Source organism: Type-F symbiont of Plautia stali (genome assembly GCF_059731105.1).
The window spans coordinates 2,226,078-2,249,815 of the sequence record NZ_AP035909.1 but is presented as its reverse complement, the minus strand read 5'-3'; the positions used below and the strand labels follow the sequence as shown (position 1 = coordinate 2,249,815).

Below are 23,738 nucleotides of genomic sequence, written 5' to 3'. Positions count from 1 at the left end.
CGTTCCTCAGGTTAAGGGTGATTAAAAGACTGACTGAAAACGCGTCAGCTCAACCTGCACTGACTTCACCTGGGTGTAACTCTGTAAGGTCATCAGGCCATTTTCACGGCCAATACCGGAGTGCTTGTAGCCTCCGACCGGCATCTCTGCGGCCGATTCGCCCCAGGTATTGATCCAGCAGATGCCGGCTTCAATCTGGTGGATGACGCGGTGCGCACGGTTGAGATCCTGCGTCACCACTCCGGCAGCCAGGCCATATTCGGTGTCATTGGCGCGGCGGATCACTTCCTCTTCGCTGTCATAGCTCAGGATCGACATAACCGGTCCGAAGATCTCTTCACGCACAATCTTCATCTCATCACGGCAGTCGGTGAAGACGGTGGGTGCCACCCAGGCCCCCTGATCGAAGTCGCCGCCGGTCAGGCGTTTGCCGCCGCACAGCACGCGCGCGCCTTCAGCGATGCCCGATTCGATGTAACGCATCACGTTGTCGCGATGAGTGAAGCTGACCAGCGGACCAAAATTAGTGGCCGGGTCGCGCAGATCGCCAGCCCTGATGCGGGCAACGCGCTCGCTGATTTTTGCCTCGAAAGCTGCCTTCAGCGACGCGGGGACAAAGACGCGGGTGCCGTTGGTGCAGACCTGACCGGAGCTGTAGAAATTCGCCATCATGGCGATGTCGGCGGCCAGATCGAGGTCGGCATCATCAAAGACGATCAGCGGAGATTTACCGCCCAGCTCCATGGTGACCTCTTTCAGGGTTGACCCCGCGGCATTGGCCATCACTTTTTTGCCGCTGACGACGCCACCGGTGAAGGAGACTTTGTCGATACCCGGATGTTCGGTCAGCAGCTGACCGGTGATCGCGCCGAGGCCTGGCAGCACGTTGAAGACCCCATCCGGCAGGCCCGCTTCGCTGTAGATTTCCGCCAGTTTCAGGGCGGTGAGCGGGGTCACTTCACTCGGTTTGAAAATCATCGCGTTACCCGCGGCCAGTGCAGGCGCAGATTTCCACAGGGCGATCTGAATCGGATAGTTCCAGGCGCCAATCCCGGCCACCACGCCCAGTGGTTCGCGGCGGGTGTAGACAAAAGAGGTGTCGCGCAGGGGGATCTGCTGGCCTTCGATGGCGGGGATCAGCCCGGCGTAATATTCCAGTACGTCTGCACCGGTGACGATATCGACAGCGGAGGTTTCGCTGTAAGGTTTACCGGTGTCGAGCATCTCCAGCTCTGCCAGCTCATCGTTACGCTGACGCAGAATATCGACGGCGCGGCGCAGAATGCGCGAACGCTCCATCGCGGTCATCGCGGCCCAGACCTTCTGGCCTTTTCTGGCGGCAGCAACGGCGCGATCGACATCTTCCTGGCCGGCGGCATGAACCTCTGCCAGTACGTCGCCGTTGACCGGATTGATCGTCTGGAACGTTTCGCCAGACGCTGCGGCCACATAGGCGCCATCGATGTAGAGTTTCTGCTCGTTGAATCGGGACATGTTTTCTCCTTCCGTTATTCGTGCTCGCCAGCCAGTTGCTGACGGATGAACTGGGTGGTCAGTGTGCGGGCGATGACCGGGTCAAAAGGCTTACCGCTCAGCGCTGCGCGCAGCCACAGACCATCTATCAGGGCGGCCAGACCATGCGCGGCAAGACGCGCTTTTTCCAGCGGCAGCTGACGCCGGAACTCCACCGCCAGAGTGGAGTAGAGCCGCCGGCTGCTGACCCGCTCCAGGCGGTTGAGCTGGGGCTGATGCATGCTGCTTGACCAGAAGTCGAGCCAGGCTTTCATCGCGGCGCTGTGCACCTGGGTTTCATCAAAATTCCCGTCAACGATGGCACACAGCCGCTGTTCAGCCGGGGCATCGGCCAGCGGCCGTAACCGCGTAAGTACCGCTTCGCGCAGCTGCCGCGTCACATCACGCATTGTGGCTTCCAGCAGGCCGTTCTTATCTTTGAAGTAGTGACTGATGATGCCGGTAGACACCCCCGCCCGCCGGGCGATCTGGGCGATAGTGGCATCATTGATTCCGACTTCGTTAATCGTACTCAGGGTCGCATCAATCAGTTGCCGACGTCGTATCGGCTGCATCCCTACTTTTGGCATAGCTCCGCTCCGGCTCCGCCCTCAAATTGTACCCCTATTTAAACTTTTTTTGATTGCACGTTCAATATAAAAAGAAATTTTGTTAGTGTAGTGTTCTTTAAATGTAGCGTAAGCGAAACGGCAATGAGTGCTAAGCTCACTTTAGCCGTTACGCTTAAACAGGAAGTGACAGAACGATATGAGGCCGCACGGCCTGAAAACCCCGTGAGCGGCAAATGTTATCCATTGCGTATTTTCAGGATATTAACCAGAGGTAATCGATGAATAATCCACCTGCCGGTGAAAAAGACAGACTCAATCCCGTTGTATTTTATACCTCTGCCGGATTGATTCTGACGTTTTCACTTTTGACGATTCTCTACAGTGAACAGGCCGCGAACTTGATCCTCAAGGCGGTTAACTGGGTCTCCGCCACCTTCGGCTGGTACTACATGCTGGCTGCCACGCTCTACATTGTCTTTGTGATCTACATGGCCTGCTCACGCTTTGGCTCGATCAAGCTGGGGCCGGAGCACGCCAAACCGGAATTCAGCATCCTCAGCTGGTCTGCCATGCTGTTTGCCGCCGGGATCGGGATCGACCTGATGTTCTTCTCGGTGGCTGAACCGGTGACGCAATATATGCAGCCGCCGGAAGGGGCAGGGCAGACGCTGGAGGCGGCCCGTCAGGCGATGGTCTGGACGCTGTTTCACTATGGCCTGACTGGCTGGTCAATGTATGCGCTGATGGGCATTGCGCTGGGCTACTTCAGCTATCGCTATAACCTGCCGCTGACCATCCGTTCCGCGCTCTATCCCATCTTCGGTAAACGCATCAATGGCCCGATTGGTCACACCGTCGATATCGCCGCGGTAGTGGGCACGATCTTCGGTATTGCGACCACGCTCGGCATCGGGGTGGTGCAGCTTAACTATGGCCTGAAGGTGCTGTTTGATATCCCGGAAGGACTGACCGCGCAGACCGCGCTGATCATCCTCTCGGTGGTGATCGCCACCATTTCGGTGACCTCCGGCGTGGATAAAGGTATCCGTCTCCTCTCCGAGCTCAACGTGGTGATGGCGCTGGGGCTGATCCTCTTTGTGCTGTTCTTCGGCAACACCGAATTTCTGCTGAATGCGCTGGTGCTGAACGTAGGGGACTACATCAACCGCTTCATGGGCATGACGCTCAACACCTTTGCCTTTGATCGTCCGACGCAATGGATGAACAGCTGGACGCTCTTCTTCTGGGCGTGGTGGGTGGCCTGGTCGCCTTTTGTTGGCCTCTTCCTGGCGCGTATCTCACGCGGTCGTACCATCCGCGAGTTCGTGCTCGGCACCCTGATCATTCCCTTCACCTTTACGCTGCTGTGGCTGTCGGTGTTTGGTAACGCCGCGCTCTATCAGATTATTCATGGCAATGCGGGCTTCGCTCAGGAGGTGATGAATCATGCAGAGCGCGGCTTCTACAGCCTGCTGGCGCAGTATCCGGCCTTTAAACTCAGCGCCTCTGTCGCGACGATCACCGGTATGCTCTTCTACGTCACCTCTGCAGACTCCGGATCGCTGGTGCTGGGGAACTTCACCTCACGTCTCAAAGACATCAACAGCGATGCGCCCAACTGGCTGCGTATCTTCTGGTCGGTGGCGATTGGGGTTCTGACCCTGAGTATGCTGATGGCGAACGGCATCTCGGCTCTGCAGAACACCACGGTGATCATGGGTCTGCCGTTCAGCTTTGTAATCTTCTTTGTGATGGCGGGGCTCTATAAATCGCTGAAGATTGAAGATCACCGTCGCGCCAGCGCCACGCGTGACACCGCGCCCTATCTGGCCCACGCTACGGATCGCCGCACCTGGAAAAAGCGCCTGTCGCGGCTGATGAACTATCCGGGGTCGCGCTATACTCAGCAGATGATGGAAAAAACCATCTTTCCGGCGATGGAAGAGGTCGCGAAAGAGCTGGAGCTGCGGGGTGGCCGGGTGTCGCTGGAGAGCGTCGCGCCGGATGAGGCCAACCCGATTGGCTATCTGGATCTGCGCGTGCATCTGGGCGAAGAGCAGGACTTCATCTATCAGGTCTGGCCGCAGCAGTACTCGATCCCGGGCTTTACCTATCGCGCCCGCAGCGGTAAATCGACCTACTACCGGCTGGAAACCTTCCTGATGGAGGGCAGCCAGGGTAACGACCTGATGGACTACAGCAAAGAGCAGGTGATCATCGACATTCTGGATCAGTACGAGCGGCACCTGAACTTCATCCATCTCAACCGTGAGGCACCGGGCAGCAATATCAGTTTCCCGAGCGCCTGACGCCAGGCCCGTCCGCACACTGCGGGCGGGCTTTTTTTTTGCCGTCAGCGGCAGGCAATGCCGCGCCGGACGCGGATATCGACTATCTTTAGGGCTTAACTGGCCTGATGCCTGAAGGTGTAGACAGGGAGTCATATGGGAAAAATATTCAGTACGTTTCTGCCGCTCTACACCACCACGCTGCTGATGCTGCTGGGCTCCGGTCTGCTGACCACCTATGTTTCACTCCGGCTGGCGAGCGAGCAGGTGAACTGGGCGCTTATCGGTGCCATCATCGCGGCAAATTATATTGGTCTGGTGATTGGAGGCAAAGTCGGGCACAACCTGATCGCCCGCGTCGGCCATATCCGCGCCTATGTCGCCTGTGCCGGGATCATTACCGCCTCGGTGATTGGCCACGGGCTGACCGACTTTATTCCGTTGTGGGTGTTTCTGCGTCTGATCATCGGGCTCTGCATGATGTGCCAGTATATGGTGCTGGAGAGCTGGCTCAACGATCAGGCGGAATCCTCTCAGCGCGGCATGATTTTCGGCCTATATATGGTCGCGACCTATCTGGGGCTGAGCGGCGGTCAGGTGGTGCTGAGCCTGCAGAGTGGTTTTGGCGTGAGTACGCTGCTGATCGTGGCGCTCTGCTTCGCGCTCTGTCTGGTGCCGATTGCGCTGACCACCCGTACCCATGTCAGGCCCATGACTCCCGCGCCGATGGAGCTGGGCTACTTTATCCGCACCATTCCCAAACTGCTCGGCACCACGCTGGTAACCGGCATGGTGATCGGGGCGTTTTACGGGCTGGCGCCGGTTTACGGCAGCAGCAAAGGCTTCACCACCAGTCAGACCGGCTACTTTATGAGCCTGACGATTTTTGCCGGTCTGGTTTCACAGTTCCCGCTGAGCTGGCTTTCCGACCGCTACGACCGTCAGCGGCTGTTATTTATCATCGCGCTGCTGTTTGCCGTCTCCTGCGTGCCGCTGATTATGCTGCCGCATCTTACCTTCCACTGGATGATAGGCATCGCCTTTGTGGCCAGCATGATGCAGTTCGCGCTCTATCCGCTGCAGGTTGCGCTGGCGAACGATCAGGTTGCCGCCGAGCGACGGGTGTCGTTAACCGCCTGTCTGCTGATGGCGTTCGGGATTGGTGCCAGCATCGGGCCGCTGGTGGTAGGGGCGCTGATGCAGCCGCTGGGCAGCAATATGCTCTATCTCTTCTTTGCCGTCTGCGCGCTGGTGACGGGCGGGCTGAGCTATGTGCGGACGCCACGTCCGCTGCCGACAACCGAAGTGCCGCTGCCGCATGTGGTGATGCCTGACAGTCTGGCGACCTCACCACTGGGTGCGGCCCTGAACCCGACGCTGGAAGAGGAGGTGATCCAGGCGTCAATGGGCGGTCAGGAGCCGGAAGAGGAGACCGATGAACCTGAAGAGCAGCCAGAAGCCGGTGAAGAGCCGGACGATCGTGCCCCGGATAAGACGCAGAACTAGCGCCGGGCCGCGGTCTGCACCCTTGAGGCAGAATGTCCCGATCTGACACCACTTTGTCTCTCCGCTGACTCGACAGCCGGGACGCCACGCGCGAAGCTGACGCATCATCCTGACAGGAGTGCCGCCATGCTCGAACTTCGCCCCAGCTGTGAACGCTGTGACTGTGACCTGCCGCCATCCTCGCTGGCGGCACGGATCTGCTCATTTGAATGCACCTTCTGCGCGGAATGTGCCGAACAACTGCAGCATCGTTGCCCCAACTGCGGCGGAGAGATGGTGCGCCGCCCGGTGCGTCCGGCTGTGAAGCTGGAGGCGTATCCGGCGAAAACGCGCCCCTGATCTGCCGCGGGGCCTGCCCGCTTTCCCACTGCGCTGCCGTTGCTTGTGTCGGTGCAGAGGCGGATCTGGCTATACTGTGCAGAGGCTTTAGCGACGCAGGCGGAGGATCAATGTCTTACCAGTTTCTGGAGGGGTCAGCGTGGCGGCATATCTGGGTCGTGGGCGATCTGCACGGCTGCCGCGCTGAACTGGATGCGCGGTTACAGCAGCATCAGTTTGATCCGCAGCAGGACCTGCTGATTGCCGTGGGTGACCTCATCGATCGCGGGCCCGACAGCCTGGGGTGCCTGGCGCTGCTGAAGCAGCCCTGGTTTCGCAGCGTGAAGGGCAACCATGAGGAGATGGCCCTGTCGGCGTTACAGGGTCACGAAAAGCAGCGCTGGCAGATGAACGGCGGCGGCTGGTTCTGGCGGCTGCGCGGCAGTGCTATCATTTCGGCGCGTCACGCGCTGCTGCGCTGTCGCGATCTGCCGCTGATCGTGCATTTACAGCTGGGGGCGCGCACCGTGGTGATTGCCCATGCGGATTACCCCGCCGCGGAGTACGCCCTGGATAAACCGCTGGACTGGGAGCAGGTGGTCTGGAGCCGTCAGCGGCTGGAGGCGCTTCAGTCCGGCGCAGAAAGCGGCATCCGCGGGGCAGATGCCTTTTATTTTGGTCATACGCCGCTGAAGGAGCCGCTGACGGTGGCTAACCTGCACTATATCGATACCGGTGCGGTGTTTGGCCATCATCTGACGATGGTTCAGCTGCAGTAACTTCAGCGGAACAGACGCCCGTCCCGCACCAGCTCGCGGGGGTAGCTGTTCTTGATACGGCTGCCGACTTTCTTTGCCAGCCCCAGCGGCTGCTGCTGATAAGTGACAATCATCTCATTACCGGCGGGTTCGCTTTCCGGATAGATATCCCGCCCGCGATACCACTCTTCTGCCTCGGCTGCCGTCAGTTCGAAGGCGTGCTTCGCATCCGGTTGCGCCAGCGCGATGACCGCCTCATGCTGCCAGCGATAGCCTTTCGCGAAGGTTTCAGCCAGCTTCAGGCCAATTCTTGAGAAACGCACTCTGCCCAGCAGCGGGGTGACGGCCGCCGGGAACAGCCAGATCTCTTTATCACGCTGCCACAGCACCAGCGAATCGTCCCAGCGGAGTGAGACGGCGGCGGCGGCCTGAATGATGTCGCTCTCCAGCTTGCGGCTGACGTGCGAGAAGGGCAGCTTGCCGACTTTATAGCCCGGTGCAGGCAGCGGATCGACCGACGCAGTTTTACGCAACCGGGCCACAAAAAAGCCTTCGCTGTCGAACATCTGCGGGAAAACGTGCAGATAGCCCTCTGGCGTGGCGGCCTGCTCCGCCCCCGCAAACAGTTCGTTGAGCGGCAGGATTTCCACGGCGTCGGGGTAACGCTGCAGCAGCCAGGCGATGACCTGCTGATTCTCAATCTGATTCAGGGTGCAGGTCGAGTAGACCAGCGTGCCGCCCGGTTTAAGGGCATGGAAGGCGCTGTCGAGCAGGTCGCGCTGGGTGGCGGCAATCTCTTCTGTACTGGCCAGCGACCAGTTTCTCAGGGCATCGGGATCTTTCCGCATCACCCCTTCGCCTGAGCAGGGGGCGTCAAGCAGGATGGCGTCAAACTGTTCCGGCAGCGCAGGACCGAATACCCGGGCGTCGAAATGTGTCAGCGCACTGTTGGTGACGCCGCAGCGGGTAATGTTGGCGTGCAGGACTTTCACCCGGCTGGAGGAGAACTCATTGGCCAGAATGATCCCCTGATTGCCCATCCGGGCCGCAATCTGGGTGGTTTTTGAACCTGGTGCCGCCGCCATATCCATCACGGCGCTGACCGCGGTCTGCGCGTCGAACAGGGCGGTGACCGGCAGCATGGAGCTGGCTTCCTGAATATAGAACAGGCCGCTGAGGTGTTCCGCGACGCTGCCCAGCGGCAGGCTCTCGTCTTCCCGGCTGATCCAGAATCCCTCTTCGCACCATGGCACCGGCGCAAGCTGCCACTCATAGTCAGCGGTAAGACGCAGGAAGTCAGCCACGCTGATCTTAAGGGTATTCACCCGCAACGTGCGGCGCAGCGGCTGCTGACTGATGGCGAGGAACTGCGCGAAGCTGGCCTCATCGGGCAGGCTCTGGCGCATTAAAGAGAGAAAATCGGCGGGGAAAAGCGAAGCAGCATCTGACACGGGCACATTCCAGTTAAGGCAAAGGCGGCAGTGTACCATGCAGAAAGGAAACGGGCAGCCAGGCTGCCCGTCTCAGGAGGAATAAGTCTGGCGCGGTTTTGAGCAGAGGCATACAGGCCGCTGAAAACGTGAAGCGATGGGAGCATACGCCCGGAGTAAAGCATAGCGGGCCAGGGAGGGTCCGCGCTGAGCCCGCCAGGGATGGCGGTTTTTGCGTCTTTGCGGAGGGCGTATGCTCCCTGAGCCTGCGGTACAAAGCAGCTATGCGGGCAGCACAGACTGCCCGCATAACATGACTTAGCGCGGAGACGGAATCGCCGTTCCCCAGTTGCGCCAATCCTTCGGCGCTTCATCCTGCAGCAGGAAGTGTTTATCCGGCGTCGCCTGCGGAGCCAGCGGCACCGTTGGCGGGGTGGCAAACTGGATGCCGCCGCGAATAAACTGCTGGAAGGTGCCGGTTTTCACCACGCCGCCAATCAGACCGAAGTCGAGGTTGTAGCCGGACGCCAGCCAGAACACCGAGTTATTCCGCACCAGATGCTGATACTTCTTGCTGATACGCAGAGCAATCTGCACGCGATCCGCCATATTGCCCAGCGACGTGCCGGTCACGGTGCCCACTTCCACGCCGCGGAACAGCACTGGCGTGCCCAGCGACAGGGAACCGGCTTCGGTGGCATCAACGTAAATATTCAGGCCATTCAGGTAGCGCGAATCGGTAATGGTGCTCTCCTGCAGCTCAAAGGTGCGCACGGCACCGCCTTTGCCCGGGTCCACGTTAACGTAAGGCTGCAACAGCGTTTCCAGATGATTCACTCCCGTTGCGGAAATCTCTGGAGAGACCACCGAGAAACGGCTGCCGAGGCGGGCAAAATCATCCACATATTCGGGATAGAGCACCGCTTTGGCGACGACCTGATTGTTATCTTTACTGAGCGAAAGCGACTCCACCTGGCCGACATTGATGCCCAGGTAACGAATCGGCATCCCGGCTGAAAGCTTGCTGGCGTCATAGGTGTGCAGGGTAATCTGACTGCCCACCGCGCGGGCGGCGGTTTCAGACGGGTAGAGCACACGCTTGACCCCTTTGGCCGACTTCGCACCGGTCATGTTGTCGAAGCTGATTGCACCTTTCAGCGCCCGGTTTAGCGGCGATGCCTGAACTGTCAGGCCGCTGCCGTTAAGACTGACGCGGGCGCCGCCCTCGGCCCAGAAGACGCTTTCGCTGGTCAGCAGCTTGCGATACTCCGGCTGGATGTGCACCGCGATATCAAAGGCGTCAGCGCGCGGCGTGACTTTCACAATCTCACCAACCTGAAACTTGCGGTACAGCACCACCGACCCCGCCTGCACGTCAGGCAGACTGTTGGCGGTCAGCGTCAGGGTGGTGGAGGGGCCATCACCGGTAATGCCTTCTTCCGCTTTTTCCGCATCGGCAAACAGCGGATAGGCGGTTTTCGGCTCGCCTTTCCTGCCCGGCTCCAGCCGGATGCCGCCATCGACCCATTCACGGGCGCTGGCACCTAACACCTGCATTCCGTCGAGACCAAATTTCACATCGAGCCGGCTGTTGACGATAAATTTGCTGTCCCCGTGCACCAGGCTGCGGTTCTCAGGATTCACCGCGACCACAAAATTGACGCCATTCTCATCCAGAGAGCGCGACATCACCTGACCAATCTGCATGCCGTGCAGCATCAGCGGCTGCCCCTGATCGATACCGTAGCTCTCCGGCGCACTCAGTCTGACCGTCAGCACGTTGGGTTTCTGCAGCAGCGTCTCATTTGACGCCAGCACGGTGTAGTGCTGCTGCGGCTCACCTTCGCCGGGAACCAGTTCCAGGGTGTTACCGGTCAGCAGCGCACTGAGGCTGGTATCGGTCAGGCTGATTTTCGGGCTGTGCATCTCAATGCGGGTGCCGCTGCGCATCAGACCGACCACCGACGGATCAATCGTCAGCTCGCCGGTCACCTTGCCGCCATCCTGCAGGTTGAGCTTAGTCAGCGTGCCGACCTCCAGTCCCTGATAGATCAGCGGCGTGCTGCCCGCTTTAAGGTTATTGCCGCTGGGCAGATCCAAGGTAATCAGCACGCCGCGCTGACTGTGCGCCAGGTCAGGGTAGAGCCGGTAGTTCTGCTCCGCTTTGGCCTCTCCGGCATTTTCCGGGGAGTCAAAGGCAATCGCGCCATTCACCAGCGCCGCCAGGCTCTCCAGCTGCACTTTGGCACCGCTCAGGCTGACGTCAGCATTGACGCCGGAGACGTTCCAGAAGCGACTGTTGGTTTTCACCAGATGGGTGAAGCGGCGGTCAATCAGCACATCAATCGCCACCCCGTCGGATTTGCTGTTGATGTTGTAGTCATAGACCCGGCCAACCGGAATCTTGCGGTAGTAGACCAGCGAACCGGTGTTAAGCGAGCCGAGATCGGGGGCATGCAGATGGATCAGCAGTTCGCCGGTGTTCACCCGATATTTCGGCTGGGTATCGAGCGCGGTAAAGGCCTCGCTGGGTTTCCCTTTGCCGGGCATCATCCCGATATAGTTACCGCCGACCAGCGCATCCAGTCCCGACACGCCAGCCAGTGAGGCTTTCGGCGTCACCAGCCAGAACTGGGTGTCTTCGCGCAGCGCGTCGCGCATATCGCTCTTGATGCTGGCTTTGATCTGAATGCGGCGATAGTCGTCGCTGAGATTAATGCCCTGCACGGTGCCCACTTCCACACCCTGATAACGGATCGGGGTACGGCCCGGCACAATCCCATCCGCCGTCTGGAAATTGATGGTGATGGTGGTGCCGCGCTCCTGGTAGTTGGTCCAGAGCAGCCAGCAGGCGATCAGCATCGCAATTATCGGCAGCAGCCAGAAGGGCGAAACTTTACGCTTATTGCGCAGCGTGGCGTTAGTCGGTGTAGTCGGCGTTTCCTGTTGCATGTGCATCCCAGAGCAGGCGGCTGTCCAGCCACTCAACAGACATAATGGTCAGGATAACGGCGGCGCCAAAAAAGAGCGCCGCCGGTCCCATGGTAAAAGCCAGCAGCTGATCGCGATTGACCAGCGACATGGTTAACGAAATGACAAACAGATCCAGCATTGACCAGCGGCCAACCCAGGTGACAAACCGCAGTAACCGGATGCGGGTGCGCAGCCCCTGTTCACAGCGGAAATGGATGCTGAGCAGCAGAGTCAGCATCACCAGCACTTTGGTAAAGGGCACCAGAATACTGGCGATAAACACAATCGCGGCGACCGGCACATTGCCTTCACCCAGCGACAGAATGCCCGAGAAGATGGTGTCCTCACGCCGTGAACCGTTGAGGTACACCACGGAAATAGGCAGCAGGTTCGCCGGGATCAGCAGCACAATCGAGGCAATCAGCGCCGCCCAGGATTTTTGCAGGCTGTGGCGGCGACGGAAGTCGAGCGGTGTGTGGCAGCGCGGGCAGCGCCCCCGTTCGTCCGGCAGGCCGGTATGGTGACAGTTCAGGCAGACCTGCATCTCGTCACGCGCCATATTGCCGGGCTGCTGCGGGTAGAAATGCTCCCACAGCTGCTCCATGTTGAGATGGATCAGCGTCAGCACGCTCAGCACCGTCAGGGCGATGTAAGCCGCCAGCCCATACCCAATCTCCAGCGAAGCATAGTCCTGCACCTTAATCGACGCCACGGCAATGCCGATCAGGTAGATATCGAGCATCACCCACTCTTTCAGCTTCTCCAGCATCAGCAGCACGGGCCGCAGGTTCATGCCCAGCCGGTGACCGATACCGAGATAGCAGATGCCGGCCACCAGGGTGATCGGCGCGCCCAGGGTGCAGAAGGCCACCATTGACGCCGTCAGGACATCCCCCTGCTGCGTCATCTGAATCACGCCTTCCAGCACGCTGGCATTGATGCGCATCCCCAGCAGACGGATATCCACCAGCGGCAGGGAAAACGCGAACGGCATCAGCACCATCATGGTGGCGGCCATGGCCATCAGACGTGTCATCGACCAGTCGTGACCGCTGACTATCCGGGCGTTGCAGCGCGGACAGTAGGCTGCCTGATGCGATTTCACATCCGGTAAGGAAAAAAGGGTATCGCATTGCGGGCAACGCTGATAACGTGCGTGAGGCAATGTCTGGCTGATAGCGTGAATTTTCATAGGGTGGTGCAATTTTCGCTCGTCAGAAGTAACAGATATCGGTCATTAAGACATTGTCTGTGTGCCTGTCTCGGGCATCACGCTTCGATCCACAGAATGCTAAGGTTATAGTAACTAACGCTATGATTCACCTTGTCGCTCTGGATAATTAAAACTTATTTTTAACGAACGGTCTCAATAAACCCGTTCAGATGTCATTGGTAACGGTTGAATAATGAACAAAACTGCCTTTTACGCCGATCTAAATCGCGATATGCGAGCCCTGCTGACGGGCGAAACGGCGTTTCTCGCCGCGATGGGAAACTTTAGCGCGCTGCTGTATGAACGTCTCGATGGCGTGAACTGGGCAGGTTTCTACCTGCTGACGGAAGCCGATACGCTGGTGCTGGGCCCGTTCCAGGGCAAAATCGCCTGTGTGCGCATTCCGGTCGGTAAAGGTGTGTGTGGCACGGCGCTGGCAGAAGAGAAAGTGCAACGCGTGGATGATGTGCATGCCTTCCCGGGCCACATCGCCTGCGACGCTGCCAGCAACGCTGAGATTGTGATTCCTCTGAAAGTGAATGGCACTGTGGTTGGGGTGCTGGACATCGACAGCGTGGATTACAATCGTTTTGACAGCGATGACGAATCAGGGCTGGTCACACTGACTGATGGGCTTTGTGAAGTGCTTGCGAACAGCGACTTAGAAAAATATCTGCAGCTGACGCGCAGCTAATCGACTGGATCACATGGCATTTAGCGATGTTGTCATTATAATGTCGCCTGTTCATGCCTGCGCTGGTCGGCAAACCCGTTGTAATCAGGAAATTTCATGGAAAATCAACCTAAGTTGAATAGCAGTAAAGAAGTCATCACTTTTCTGGCGGAGCGCTTTCCGCACTGCTTTAGCGCTGAAGGTGAAGCGCGTCCGCTCAAAATCGGTATCTTTCAGGATCTGGTCGAGCGTGTTCAGGGCGAAATGAGCCTGAGCAAAACACAGCTGCGTTCCGCGCTGCGTCTTTATACGTCGAGCTGGCGTTATCTCTACGGCATCAAAGCCGGTGCTATCCGTGTCGATCTCGACGGTAATGCCTGTGGCGTGCTGGATGAGCAGCACGTCGAGCATGCGCGTAAGCAGCTTGAAGAAGCGAAAGCGCGTGTGCAGGCACAGCGCGATCAGCAGCGTGCCGCCCGTCGTGAAGCGGGTGAAAGCGAAGAGGGCGCGGCACCGCGTCGCGCGCGCAAGCCTGCTGCACGTAAGCCTGCCGAGGGCGACGCCGCACGCAAACCGCGTCCGCAGACTGCTGCACCGCGTGCGACCGCCTCACAGCATCGCAAACCAGCCCCACGTCCGGAGCAGGAAGCCCGACCCATCACTGATACCTCAACTTTGCAACCCGGCCAGAGTATTAAAGTTAAAGCAGGCAAAAGTGCGATGGACGCTACCGTTCTTGAAGTATCGAAAGACGGCGTTCGGGTCCAGCTCGCTTCCGGCATGGCAATGATTGTGCGCGCAGAACACTTGCAGTTCTGAAACGGAGGCTAACCCCGGCATGAACACCCTTTTCAAAGTTGGACTTATTGCGGGCCTGCTGTTAGCAGGCCCAACGTTCGGCGCGGAGAATATCACCCGCGCCGATCAGATCCCCCAGCTTCACGAAGACCCGCAGGACCCGACGGTCAGTGAGCGTGTCACCTCACGCTTCACCCGTTCCCACTACCGCCAGTTCGACCTGGATCAGAACTTTTCAGCGAAGATTTTCGATCGCTATCTGAACATGCTCGACTACAGCCACAACGTGCTGCTGGCGTCGGATGTGGCGCAGTTTGCCAGCAAAAAAACCACCGTCGGCGATGAGCTGCGCAGTGGCAAGCTGGACCTCTTTTACGATCTCTATAATCTGGCGCAGAAACGCCGTTTTGAGCGCTATCAGTATGCGCTGACGGTGCTGGCGCGTCCGATGAACTTCAGCGGCAATGACACCATCGACATTGACCGCGGCAAGGCTCCCTGGCCGAAAGATGAAGCCGAGCTGAATGCTCTGTGGGATGCCAAGGTCAAATATGACCAGCTGAGCCTGAAGCTGGCGGGTAAAACCGACCAGGAGATTCGCGACGTTCTGACCAAGCGTTATAACTTCGCGATTCGCCGTCTCGCCCAGAGCAACGGTGAGGATGTTTTCCAGCTGGTGATGAACGCCTTTGCCCGCGAAATCGATCCGCACACCAGCTACCTGTCGCCACGTAACACCGAACAGTTCAACACCGAGATGAGCCTGTCTCTGGAAGGGATCGGTGCCGTGCTGCAGATGGATGACGACTACACCGTCATCAACTCGATGGTTGCGGGTGGACCGGCAGCGAAAAGTAAATCCATCACGGTGGGCGATCGCATCGTCGGCGTCGGTCAGCCCGGCAAGCCGATGGAAGATGTGATTGGCTGGCGTCTGGATGACGTGGTGGCGAAAATCAAAGGACCGAAAGGCAGCAAAGTGCGCCTTGAGATCCTGCCAGCCGGTAAGGGCACCAAAACCCGCACCGTGACGCTGACGCGTGAGAAAATCCGTCTGGAAGATCGCGCCGTCAAAATGAGTATTAAGAATGTCGGTAAACAGAAAGTGGGCGTGCTCGACATTCCTGGTTTCTATGTCGGTCTCACCGATGACGTGAAGGTTCAGCTGCAGAAGCTGCAGAAGCAGAACGTTGACAGCGTCGTGATCGATCTGCGGACCAACGGCGGCGGTGCGCTGACCGAAGCGGTATCGCTCTCCGGTCTGTTTATTCCGAGTGGTCCGGTTGTTCAGGTGCGCGACAATAATGGTCGGGTGCGTGAAGACAGCGACAACGACGGCGTGGTCTACTACAAAGGGCCGCTGGTGGTGCTGGTTGACCGCTTCAGCGCCTCCGCCTCTGAGATCTTCGCTGCTGCGATGCAGGATTACGGGCGTGCAGTGATTGTCGGCGAGCCGACCTTCGGGAAGGGCACCGTGCAGCAGTATCGCTCTCTGAACCGCATCTACGATCAGATGCTGCGTCCGGAGTGGCCGGCGTTAGGCTCCGTTTCCTATACCATTCAGAAGTTCTACCGGATTAACGGTGGCAGTACACAGCGTAAAGGCGTCACGCCCGATCTGCTGATGCCAACCGGGGTGGAAGCGGCTGAAACCGGTGAGAAGTTCGAAGATAACGCACTGCCGTGGGACAGCATCAAAGCGGCGACCTACGTCAAAACCGGCGACGTCAAACCGCTGGTGGCGCAGCTGACGAAGCAGCACGCTGAACGTATTGCCCAGGATCGTGAGTTCCAGTACATCATGAAGGACATTGCGCGTTTCAATGCCCTGAAAGATAAACGCAACATTGTGTCGCTCAACCTCGCTCAGCGCGAGAAAGAGAATCACGAAGATGATGCGTTACGTCTGGAGCGTATCAACGCGCGTTATCAGGCCGAAGGCAAAAAACCGCTGAAAAACCTGGACGAGCTGCCGAAAGATTATAAAGAGCCCGATCCTTACCTCGATGAGACGGTGAAGATTGCGAACGATCTGGCGCAGCTGGAGAAATCCCAGCCGGAAGCGCCCGCGGCGAAATAACCCGCGGCTATGAGAAAAAGCACCGCCTGGCGGTGCTTTTTTTTGCCTGCGGGAGGGCCATTACGCCGTAATCATTAGCCGCTGTAATCGTGCCAGCGTGAAGGTCGGCGCAGCAGGCGTGACAAAATGTAAAGTTATGTCTTTTTAGGCACTTAAACGTTAAGGTCGCTTGAAAAGCGGCCCAATGCACATAGGATATCTATCCGCGTATAGGCGCGTGAACTACTGAGGAAGATTAACGATTATGATGCGTATTGCTCTTTTCCTGATGACCAACCTGGCTGTGATGTTGGTATTCGGGCTGATTCTCAGCCTGACAGGGATCCAGTCAAGCAGTGTCCAGGGCCTGATGATCATGGCAGGCCTGTTTGGCTTCGGCGGTGCGTTTGTTTCACTGCTGATGTCGAAGTGGATGGCACTGCGATCGGTGGGTGGTGAAGTGATTGAACAGCCGCGCAATGAAACGGAGCGCTGGCTGATGGAGACGATCGGCCGTCAGGCTCAACAGGCGGGCATTGCGATGCCACAGGTCGCGATCTATCACGCGCCTGACATCAACGCCTTTGCCACGGGTGCACGTCGTAACGCCTCGCTGGTAGCGGTTTCAACCGGTCTGCTGCAGAACATGAGCCGCGATGAGGCTGAAGCGGTCCTGGCGCACGAAGTGTCGCATATCGCGAACGGCGACATGATCACCATGACCCTGATTCAGGGTGTGGTGAACACCTTCGTGATTTTCGTGTCCCGCATTCTGGCGCAGATCGCGGCGGGCTTCATGTCCGGCAACCGTGACGATGGCGAAGAGAGCAGCAACGGCAACCCACTGGTCTATTTTGCGGTGTCGATGGTGCTGGAGCTGGTGTTTGGTATTCTTGCCAGCATCATCACCATGTGGTTCTCCCGTCACCGCGAGTTCCACGCCGATGCCGGTTCAGCGAAGCTGGTTGGCCGTGAGAAGATGATTGCGGCACTGCAGCGTCTGAAAACCAGCTACGAACCGCAGGAGCCGAGCAGCATGATGGCGTTCTGCATCAACGGCAAAGGCAAGTCGTTCAGCGAGCTGTTTATGTCGCATCCCCCGCTGGACAAGCGAATTGAAGCCCTGCGCAGCGGCCAGTATCTGAAATAGCCCTGAGCGGCATAAAAAAGGCGACCCCCGGGTCGCCTTTTCTTTTTCTGCCCTCAGGCGCGGTTCTGCGTCATGCGTGACACGCTGACCAGCGCCGCCACGGCGGCAAAACTGCCCGCCAGCAGCAGCGAGGCGTGCGTGCCTTGCTCATCAAACAGATTAAACATCAGCGCAACCAGCGCGGCTCCCGCACTCTGACCCAGCAGACGCGCGGTACCCAGCATGCCGCTGGCACCGCCGCTGCGATGGCGGGGCGCTGAGGTGACAATGGTATGGTTGTTGGGCGACTGAAACAGCCCGAAACCGGCACCGCACAGCATCATGCGCCAGATGATATCGCCGTCGCCGGGATTCGCCGGTAGCCAGGCAAGCAGAAACAGCCCCAGCGCGAACATCGCCAGACCGATGCCCCCCAGCAGCCCGGCGTGCACCCGCCCAATCAGCCGGCCGGCAATCGGCGCAAACACCATGGTGGCCAGCGGCCAGGGTGTCAGGAGTAAACCGGTGGCCACCTCATCACGCTGCAGGACGTTTTGCAGAAAGAAGGGCAGCGACACCATGGCGAGCATCTGCGCGCAGAACGAACAGACCGACGTCCCCATCGACAGGCTGAAAATCGGGATACGCAGCAGGTCAACCGGTAACAGCGGCACGGTCATCGCGAGCTGGCGACGGATGAAGAACCACCCGACAACCAGCAGTCCGATCACTTCTGACAGCACCAGCAGGTGACTCTGACCCTGCGCAAAACCGCTCAATGCGGAGATGATCAGCCCAAAGAACAGGGCGTTCATGATGGCGCTGGGCACATCAAATTTCTGCGTAGTGGCTTTCTGCGGATTATCAGGCAGCGTCCGCAGCGCCAGCCAGAGTGCTACGGCACCCAGCGGGACGTTAATCAGAAACAGCCATTTCCAGCTCGCCACCGACAGAATGGCGGCCGCCACCGTCGGGCCCGCCGCCGTCGAAACCGCCACCACCAGCGAGTTGATGGCCATACCGCGCCCCAGATAGCGCTGCGGATAGATAATGCGTATCAGGGCGGTATTGACGCTCATCAGCGCCGCGCCGCCCAGCCCCTGCAGAACACGGGCGCAGGTCAGCATGGTGAGTGAGGTGGAGAAGGCGCAGAAGACCGACGTCACAATAAACAGCGCCAGACCTGTCTGATACACGCGACGATAGCCCAGCATGTCACCGAGGAAGGAGAGCGACAGCAGCGAGACGATAATTGCAATCTGATAGGCGTTCACTATCCAGATGGACTGCGCCGGGCTGGCGTTCAGTTCACGTGAGATGGTGGGCAGCGCCACGTTGGCAATCGCGCCATCTAATACCGCCATCGTGAGTCCGAGCGCGATGGTGATAATCGCCATATAGCGCTGAGCGCCGGGTAAACCATCCTGAGGAGGGGAGAGTGTCATAGGTTAATTACTAAAGAGGGTGAATATCATCATGCTAATGAAGTTGACGCGAAATTGCAGCGTTCGGAGGTGAAAAAGATCGCGTGACCGGCGACACCGGGGTGAAACCATTGCCGCTTTCCGCTGCGTCACTCTATACTGGCGTTCCGTCTTATTTCTGTAACTGATTGAACAAGGTGCGCGATGTCCTCTGCTGAAAATGGCAAACAGCCCGATTCCGTCTCCTCCGTGCTGAAAGTGTTTGGCATTTTGCAGGCGCTGGGTGAAGAGCGCGACCACAGCATCACTGAGCTGGCGCAGCGCGTGATGATGTCAAAAAGCACGGTCTACCGTTTTCTGCAAACCATGAAAACGCTGGGCTATGTCACCCAGGAAGGTGAAAGCGAAAAGTACTCCCTGACGCTCAAACTGTTCGAGCTGGGGGCGAAAGCGCTGCAGAATGTCGATTTGATCCGTAGCGCGGATCTGCAGATGCGGGAGCTGTCGCGTCTGACCCGTGAGACCGTGCATCTGGGCGCGCTGGAAGAGGAGAGCATTGTCTACATCCATAAAATCGACTCGCTCTATAACCTGCGCATGTATTCGCGCATTGGTCGCCGCAATCCGCTCTATTCCACCGCGATTGGCAAGGTGCTGCTCGCCTGGCGCGACCGCGAGGAAACGGAAGAGATTCTGCGGCAGGTGGAGTTCAGACGCAGCACGCCGAATACGCTGATGAGCGCGGACGCCCTGCTGGCGGCGCTGGACGAGGTGAAGGCGCAGGGTTATGGCGAAGATAATGAAGAGCAGGAGGAGGGGTTACGCTGCCTCGCTGTGCCGGTCTTTGATCGCTTCGGGGTGGTGATTGCCGGCCTCAGCCTCTCTTTCCCCACGATCCGTTTTTCAGAAGAGGCGCGTCAGGATTATGTGGAGATGCTGCAGCGGGCGGCGCGTACGATTTCCTCGGAAATGGGCTTTCACGCCTATCCTTTCTGAACAGAGCGGGCCATGCGGCCCGCGCTTTCATCAGTTATCGATCACTTCACCGCTTTTCTTCAGCAGCGGACAATCGGTTACGCCGACCACGCCGCTGTCCGTGTGCAGATACTGGGCGTTAATCACACCGCGCGCGGTAAGATAGCTGCACTGCAGGCCCAGTCCCGCTGCATTCTTAGTGCTGCCGGTTAACACGCCATAACCGGTAAAGAGCATCGCCAGCCAGATCACCGCCAGCAAGCCTACCATGCGAATAAACAGTTTCATTGTATCTCCTTGTGAAAGGTAACTCAGCGCTCCACCTGGTGCTGCCGGTCAGAATGATAGCAGCATGCCTGGCTTTTCGGCGGGAATCGATCAGAGATAACTGAAACGGCAAATTCTGCTTTGCCGTTAACCCCATTATCTTTTGTGATGGCGACAGGTAGAATACGCGGTTGTCGTGTTCTGGCGTTTTCACTTTGTTTTATGAGGCAGTTATGAATGAGTTAGCCGCAAATCCGGGCCCCCTGGTCAGCTATGGCCTGCTGGTCATCATTTTGATTGTGGCGTTTATCGCCTGGTTCTTCGTTAATCGTGCCAGCGTTCGAGCCGGTGAGCAGATCCGTTTGCTGGAATCGCTGCTGGAAGAGCAGAAAAAACAGAATCAGCTGCTGCGTCGTCTGATTGAGCTGCAGCCGGGCGCGGAGAGTAAAAAACCCGAGGATGAGCGGGAGAAGCGCGACTTTATCCGGTTAATCCCGGAACGTTAATCAGAACAGAGAGGCGGGATGAGCGGGAAGAATCCGTGGTATGACAGCAGCAAAGCGCACCATACGCCAGAGGGCTTCCGTAACCCTGAGCCGGAAGAGCGTCAGCCTGGCGATCTCCGGCGCTGGCGTCGGGAGCGAAAAGCGCAGGGTCTTCCGATGCCACCGCAACAGGGCTATAACGCTTTTGTTGAAGAGTGGTGGCAACCCGCCGATCTCAGCGGCAGTGACGATCGCCTCTGGTGGCTGGGCCATGCCGCCGTGCTGTTGCGGCTCAATCAGCGTTACATTCTGATCGATCCCGCCCTCTCATCCCGCGCCTCGCCGTTTTCTTTTGCCGGACCGCAGCGCAAAACCCCCGCGCCGCTCAGCATTGCCGACCTGCCGCATCTGGATGCCGTGCTGATTTCTCACAATCATTACGACCATCTGGATCGGCCGACGGTCAAAGCGATCGTCCGGCGTTTCCCGCAGGCCACCTTTGTTGTGCCGCTGGGCCTGGCGGCGTGGTGCCGCGCCCGGGGAGTGCAGCAGGTACATCAGGCTGACTGGTGGCAGCAGGTCAGGGTGGGCGATCTCTGTTTTGATGCGGTTCCGGCGCGTCACTGGAGTATGCGGTCGCCGCGCGATCGCAACCGTTCACTCTGGTGCGGCTGGGTCGTACGATCATCCTCCGTGCGCTTCTGGTTCTCCGGTGACAGTGGCTACAGCGACAGCCTGCTGGCGATCCCCGCCCGGCTAGGCCCCTTCAGCGTGACAGCCTTACCGATTGGCGCCTATGCACCGAAATGGTTCATGGCAGGCCAGCATATGGACCCCGATCAGGCCGTGGCACTCTGGCAGGCGGCGGGCAGACCGCTGACGCTGCCTATCCACTGGGGCGTATTTGAACTGGCTGATGAGGCACTGGATGCGCCTCCGCAGGAACTGGCTGCGGCACTGCGGCGGGCAGAGGAGGAGCAGGGCAGCTTCGCGCCCTGGCGAATAGGCGAAAGCCGCAGCCTGAATAATCCACCCCAGGAATAATCCTGGAGCCGGGGAAGACGGTTACACCGGCTTTTTTTAACAGAAATCTTTTTTTATCACATTGATGGTTAAATTTTTAATAAGCCGGATTCGCGCGGCTGCTTTTATTTGGAGCAGAGCGCAGGGCCGTTTCCTGTTTTTGGTGCAGGAGAGAAGATACCTGTACCAAATAAAAAGTCTCGTACAGGATTAACGTCAGGTTATTGCTGCTTCGCTTTCCTGTCGCTTCGCTTATCAATTCGCTTACTGCCATATTTGTGAAATATTAATTTCTTATGGTATCCATTGAGTTAGCCCGGACGAGAAGGCATCCGGAGGAAATGAACCTGCGGGTTCATTATATTTATGCCGGGTTTTAGCGCCGCGACAGAACAGGCTGTGTGAGCCTTCTGGCAATTGTGCGTGCTGCCTCTCTGAGACTTTAAAAATGGCTTGCCATTGTTTTTAGGATATGTGATAACAATTCGTGGGTTAAACGAGGTACAGTTCTGTTTATGCATGGCATCTTCAGTGAAGAAGTACGAGTAAAGACGTTGACGTTGAATACCGCTTCCTTGCCGAACCTTAATTAGTGCCTCATGCAGTAACGTCTCTGGTTTTTCTGTAAGACAGCCTTCGGGCTAAATAAACATCTAAAGGAATTTGCAAAATGGCAAAGATTAAAGGTCAGGTTAAGTGGTTCAACGAGTCTAAAGGTTTTGGTTTTATCACCCCTGCAGACGGCAGCAAAGATGTGTTCGTACACTTCTCTGCCATCCAGGGTAATGGTTTCAAAACCCTGGCTGAAGGCCAGAGCGTTGAGTTCGAAATTCAGGATGGCCAGAAAGGCCCGGCAGCTGTTAACGTCACTGCTATCTGATTCGACTCCGCCTCGGTGCATCGCACCCTGATATGGATTCTCAAAGCCCTGGCCGGTCGGCCGGGGCTTTCTTTATGCTTCCGATGCGTAAACGATAAGGTTACACTGCGCCGCGTTATCTGATGCCGGAGTCCCCTATGTCGTTGATTTGCCCGCTTTGCCACTCTCCTCTGACTTTCCATGCCCGCAGCTGGTCCTGCGAGAATCGCCATCAGTTTGATCAGGCGAAAGAGGGGTATGTCAATCTGCTGCCCGTTCAGCATAAACGGTCGCGTGAGCCAGGTGACAGTGCAGAGATGATGCAGGCTCGACGGGAATTTCTGCAGGCGGGCTACTATCAGCCGCTGCGTGAGCAGGTCGTCGCGCTGCTGCAACCGGTGCTGAACCTGCCGGAGAGCCAGATTCTGGATATCGGCTGTGGTGAAGGCTACTACACCGCTGCGCTGGCAGAGGCGGCAGGGGAAGGCGGACAGGTGTATGGCCTGGATGTGGCCAGAATGGCTATCCGCCTCGCCGCTAAGCGTTATCCCACGGTGCGGTTCTGCGTGGCTTCCAGCCAGCGTCTGCCTTTTGCCGATGGCTCGCTGGATGCCGTGGTGCGGATTTACGCGCCCTGCAATGAAGCGGAACTGGCCCGCGTCCTGAAGCCCGGCGGCACGGTACTGACGGTAACGCCGGGACCGCATCATCTGCAGCAGTTCAAAGCCCTGATCTATCGTGACGTGCAGCTGCATGCGCCAGAGCAGAAAACCTACCCGGGGTTCCGGCAGATGGCGCAGCATACGCTGCGTTATCCGATGGCGCTGACGGGCGGGGCCGCAACGACCCTGCTGCAGATGACGCCTTTTGCGTGGCGGGCGCGGGAGGCGGTCTGGGAGACGCTGCAGCAGAGCGAGTCGTTCAGTTGTGATGCCGACTTTACCCTGACGCAGTGGCAGCACGACTAGCGCGCCTCAACCAGCGTGTTATAGATGCGCTCCAGATCGTCGAGCTGCTGCACCGCAATCAGCAGCCGGCGCTGCTCCAGCTGAATGACCAGAATGCCATCCTCAGAGAGATTCATGCCCTGAATCCGCCGGTAATCAATCCAGACACCGGCATAAAATAACCCTTCGGCCTTCATCAGTAGCGTGGGCCTGCGCAGCCAGAAAAGCCAGAACGCCAGAAAGCTCAGCACCATCAGCAGGGTGGTGGTGAGCTGCGGGCCGTGATGGCTGATGTTGTTTCCCAGCAGAATCAGCAGCAGCCCGATGAAAATCAGGCTGTCGATTTTGTGCCGTCGCTGCAGGGCGACCCGCAAGCGGACAGGCCCGCGTCGACGCGGCAGAATCACCTCGTCATAAAGGGCAAACAGCAGCAGGGCGGCAATGCAGAGCGCGATCAGCGCATCAGTTAATGACATAACATCTGGCCTCAAACGGGGTGAGCTCAGCCGGTTGTGGCTCAGCTCACTAC

At 58.2% G+C, this 23,738-nt stretch carries 21 protein-coding genes; 13 read left to right on the top strand and 8 right to left on the bottom strand.

Translation table 11 applies throughout. From position 1 onward, the window contains the following. Positions 1-21: 21 nt before the first annotated feature. Together betB and betI are read right to left on the bottom strand one after the other, a co-directional pair. Positions 22-1,494 (bottom strand): betaine-aldehyde dehydrogenase, encoded by a 1,473-nt coding sequence (betB, locus tag AC6I7A_RS10635; protein ID WP_058957313.1) that lies wholly within the window; start codon positions 1,492-1,494, stop codon positions 22-24. A gap of 14 nt (positions 1,495-1,508) precedes the next feature. Beyond that, the gene (gene betI / locus AC6I7A_RS10630) at positions 1,509-2,102 is read right to left on the bottom strand and encodes a transcriptional regulator BetI (RefSeq protein ID WP_009089782.1); all 594 of its coding nucleotides are present in this window, start codon (positions 2,100-2,102) and stop codon (positions 1,509-1,511) included. 260 nt (positions 2,103-2,362) lie between these two features. Between betI and AC6I7A_RS10625 the strand changes: the two genes are divergently transcribed. From AC6I7A_RS10625 to AC6I7A_RS10610, 4 genes are all read left to right on the top strand, one after another. Next, the gene (locus AC6I7A_RS10625; RefSeq protein WP_058957312.1) at positions 2,363-4,393 is read left to right on the top strand and encodes a choline transporter; all 2,031 of its coding nucleotides are present in this window, start codon (positions 2,363-2,365) and stop codon (positions 4,391-4,393) included. A gap of 135 nt (positions 4,394-4,528) precedes the next feature. After that, entirely contained in the window at positions 4,529-5,878 is a 1,350-nt protein-coding gene (locus AC6I7A_RS10620) for an MFS transporter (protein WP_058957311.1), read from the top strand. A gap of 126 nt (positions 5,879-6,004) precedes the next feature. Further along, positions 6,005-6,217, top strand: coding sequence for a DUF1272 domain-containing protein (locus AC6I7A_RS10615; protein WP_058957310.1), 213 nt, complete (start codon positions 6,005-6,007; stop codon positions 6,215-6,217). A 110-nt stretch (positions 6,218-6,327) separates the two neighbouring features. Continuing rightward, positions 6,328-6,975, top strand: a complete 648-nt coding sequence (locus AC6I7A_RS10610) for a metallophosphoesterase (protein ID WP_058957309.1) — start codon at positions 6,328-6,330, stop codon at positions 6,973-6,975. Positions 6,976-6,977: 2 nt separating this feature from the next. On the opposite strand, the gene rsmF is transcribed toward AC6I7A_RS10610, so the two are convergent. The 3 genes from rsmF to yebS form a co-directional block, all read right to left on the bottom strand. Further along, on the bottom strand, positions 6,978-8,444 hold the full coding sequence (gene rsmF, locus AC6I7A_RS10605) for a 16S rRNA (cytosine(1407)-C(5))-methyltransferase RsmF (RefSeq protein WP_195910806.1): 1,467 nt from the start codon (positions 8,442-8,444) through the stop codon (positions 6,978-6,980). Positions 8,445-8,702: 258 nt separating this feature from the next. Next, entirely contained in the window at positions 8,703-11,336 is a 2,634-nt protein-coding gene (locus tag AC6I7A_RS10600) for a PqiB family protein (protein ID WP_058957307.1), read from the bottom strand. Beyond that, entirely contained in the window at positions 11,305-12,549 is a 1,245-nt protein-coding gene (gene yebS / locus AC6I7A_RS10595) for a membrane integrity lipid transport subunit YebS (RefSeq protein WP_009089797.1), read from the bottom strand. Before yebS ends, AC6I7A_RS10600 begins: the two co-directional genes overlap by 32 nt. Before the next feature lie 214 nt (positions 12,550-12,763). Here yebS and AC6I7A_RS10590 point away from each other — a divergent pair, with 214 nt between their 5' ends. From AC6I7A_RS10590 to htpX, 4 genes are all read left to right on the top strand, one after another. Further along, positions 12,764-13,264: a GAF domain-containing protein gene (locus AC6I7A_RS10590; protein WP_058957306.1), complete on the top strand. Its 501-nt coding sequence runs from the start codon at positions 12,764-12,766 to the stop codon at positions 13,262-13,264. A gap of 96 nt (positions 13,265-13,360) precedes the next feature. Beyond that, positions 13,361-14,062 carry an RNA chaperone ProQ gene (gene proQ / locus AC6I7A_RS10585; protein WP_009089801.1) on the top strand — a complete coding sequence of 234 codons (702 nt, stop codon included), beginning with the start codon at positions 13,361-13,363 and terminating at the stop codon, positions 14,060-14,062. Between the two features lie 19 nt (positions 14,063-14,081). Next, positions 14,082-16,121: a carboxy terminal-processing peptidase gene (gene prc, locus AC6I7A_RS10580; RefSeq protein ID WP_009089803.1), complete on the top strand. Its 2,040-nt coding sequence runs from the start codon at positions 14,082-14,084 to the stop codon at positions 16,119-16,121. A gap of 244 nt (positions 16,122-16,365) precedes the next feature. Then, positions 16,366-17,250: a protease HtpX gene (gene htpX, locus AC6I7A_RS10575; RefSeq protein ID WP_009089804.1), complete on the top strand. Its 885-nt coding sequence runs from the start codon at positions 16,366-16,368 to the stop codon at positions 17,248-17,250. A gap of 53 nt (positions 17,251-17,303) precedes the next feature. Here htpX and AC6I7A_RS10570 read toward each other — a convergent pair whose 3' ends face one another. Next, complete coding sequence (locus tag AC6I7A_RS10570) at positions 17,304-18,674, bottom strand: MFS transporter (protein ID WP_058957305.1); 1,371 nt, start codon at positions 18,672-18,674, stop codon at positions 17,304-17,306. Between the two features lie 183 nt (positions 18,675-18,857). Between AC6I7A_RS10570 and kdgR the strand changes: the two genes are divergently transcribed. Continuing rightward, a complete protein-coding gene (kdgR, locus tag AC6I7A_RS10565) occupies positions 18,858-19,649 on the top strand; it encodes a DNA-binding transcriptional regulator KdgR (RefSeq protein ID WP_046101956.1) in 792 nt (263 codons plus the stop codon). A gap of 30 nt (positions 19,650-19,679) precedes the next feature. On the opposite strand, the gene AC6I7A_RS10560 is transcribed toward kdgR, so the two are convergent. Next, the gene (locus tag AC6I7A_RS10560; RefSeq protein ID WP_009089809.1) at positions 19,680-19,916 is read right to left on the bottom strand and encodes a YobH family protein; all 237 of its coding nucleotides are present in this window, start codon (positions 19,914-19,916) and stop codon (positions 19,680-19,682) included. A 212-nt stretch (positions 19,917-20,128) separates the two neighbouring features. On the opposite strand from AC6I7A_RS10560, the gene AC6I7A_RS10555 reads away from it, so the two are divergent. The 4 genes from AC6I7A_RS10555 to rlmA all read left to right on the top strand — a co-directional run bounded on the left by AC6I7A_RS10555 (position 20,129) and on the right by rlmA (position 23,230). Further along, positions 20,129-20,401 (top strand): YebO family protein, encoded by a 273-nt coding sequence (locus tag AC6I7A_RS10555; protein ID WP_009089811.1) that lies wholly within the window; start codon positions 20,129-20,131, stop codon positions 20,399-20,401. Positions 20,402-20,419: 18 nt separating this feature from the next. Continuing rightward, positions 20,420-21,424, top strand: coding sequence for an MBL fold metallo-hydrolase (locus tag AC6I7A_RS10550; RefSeq protein WP_058957304.1), 1,005 nt, complete (start codon positions 20,420-20,422; stop codon positions 21,422-21,424). A gap of 649 nt (positions 21,425-22,073) precedes the next feature. Continuing rightward, a complete protein-coding gene (gene cspE / locus AC6I7A_RS10545; protein WP_003852684.1) occupies positions 22,074-22,283 on the top strand; it encodes a transcription antiterminator/RNA stability regulator CspE in 210 nt (69 codons plus the stop codon). Between the two features lie 137 nt (positions 22,284-22,420). Further along, positions 22,421-23,230, top strand: a complete 810-nt coding sequence (rlmA, locus tag AC6I7A_RS10540; protein WP_058957303.1) for a 23S rRNA (guanine(745)-N(1))-methyltransferase — start codon at positions 22,421-22,423, stop codon at positions 23,228-23,230. Here rlmA and AC6I7A_RS10535 read toward each other — a convergent pair. Beyond that, positions 23,227-23,685: a DUF986 family protein gene (locus AC6I7A_RS10535; protein ID WP_009089817.1), complete on the bottom strand. Its 459-nt coding sequence runs from the start codon at positions 23,683-23,685 to the stop codon at positions 23,227-23,229. The two genes, rlmA and AC6I7A_RS10535, sit on opposite strands and share 4 nt — an antisense overlap. Positions 23,686-23,738 lie beyond the last annotated feature (53 nt).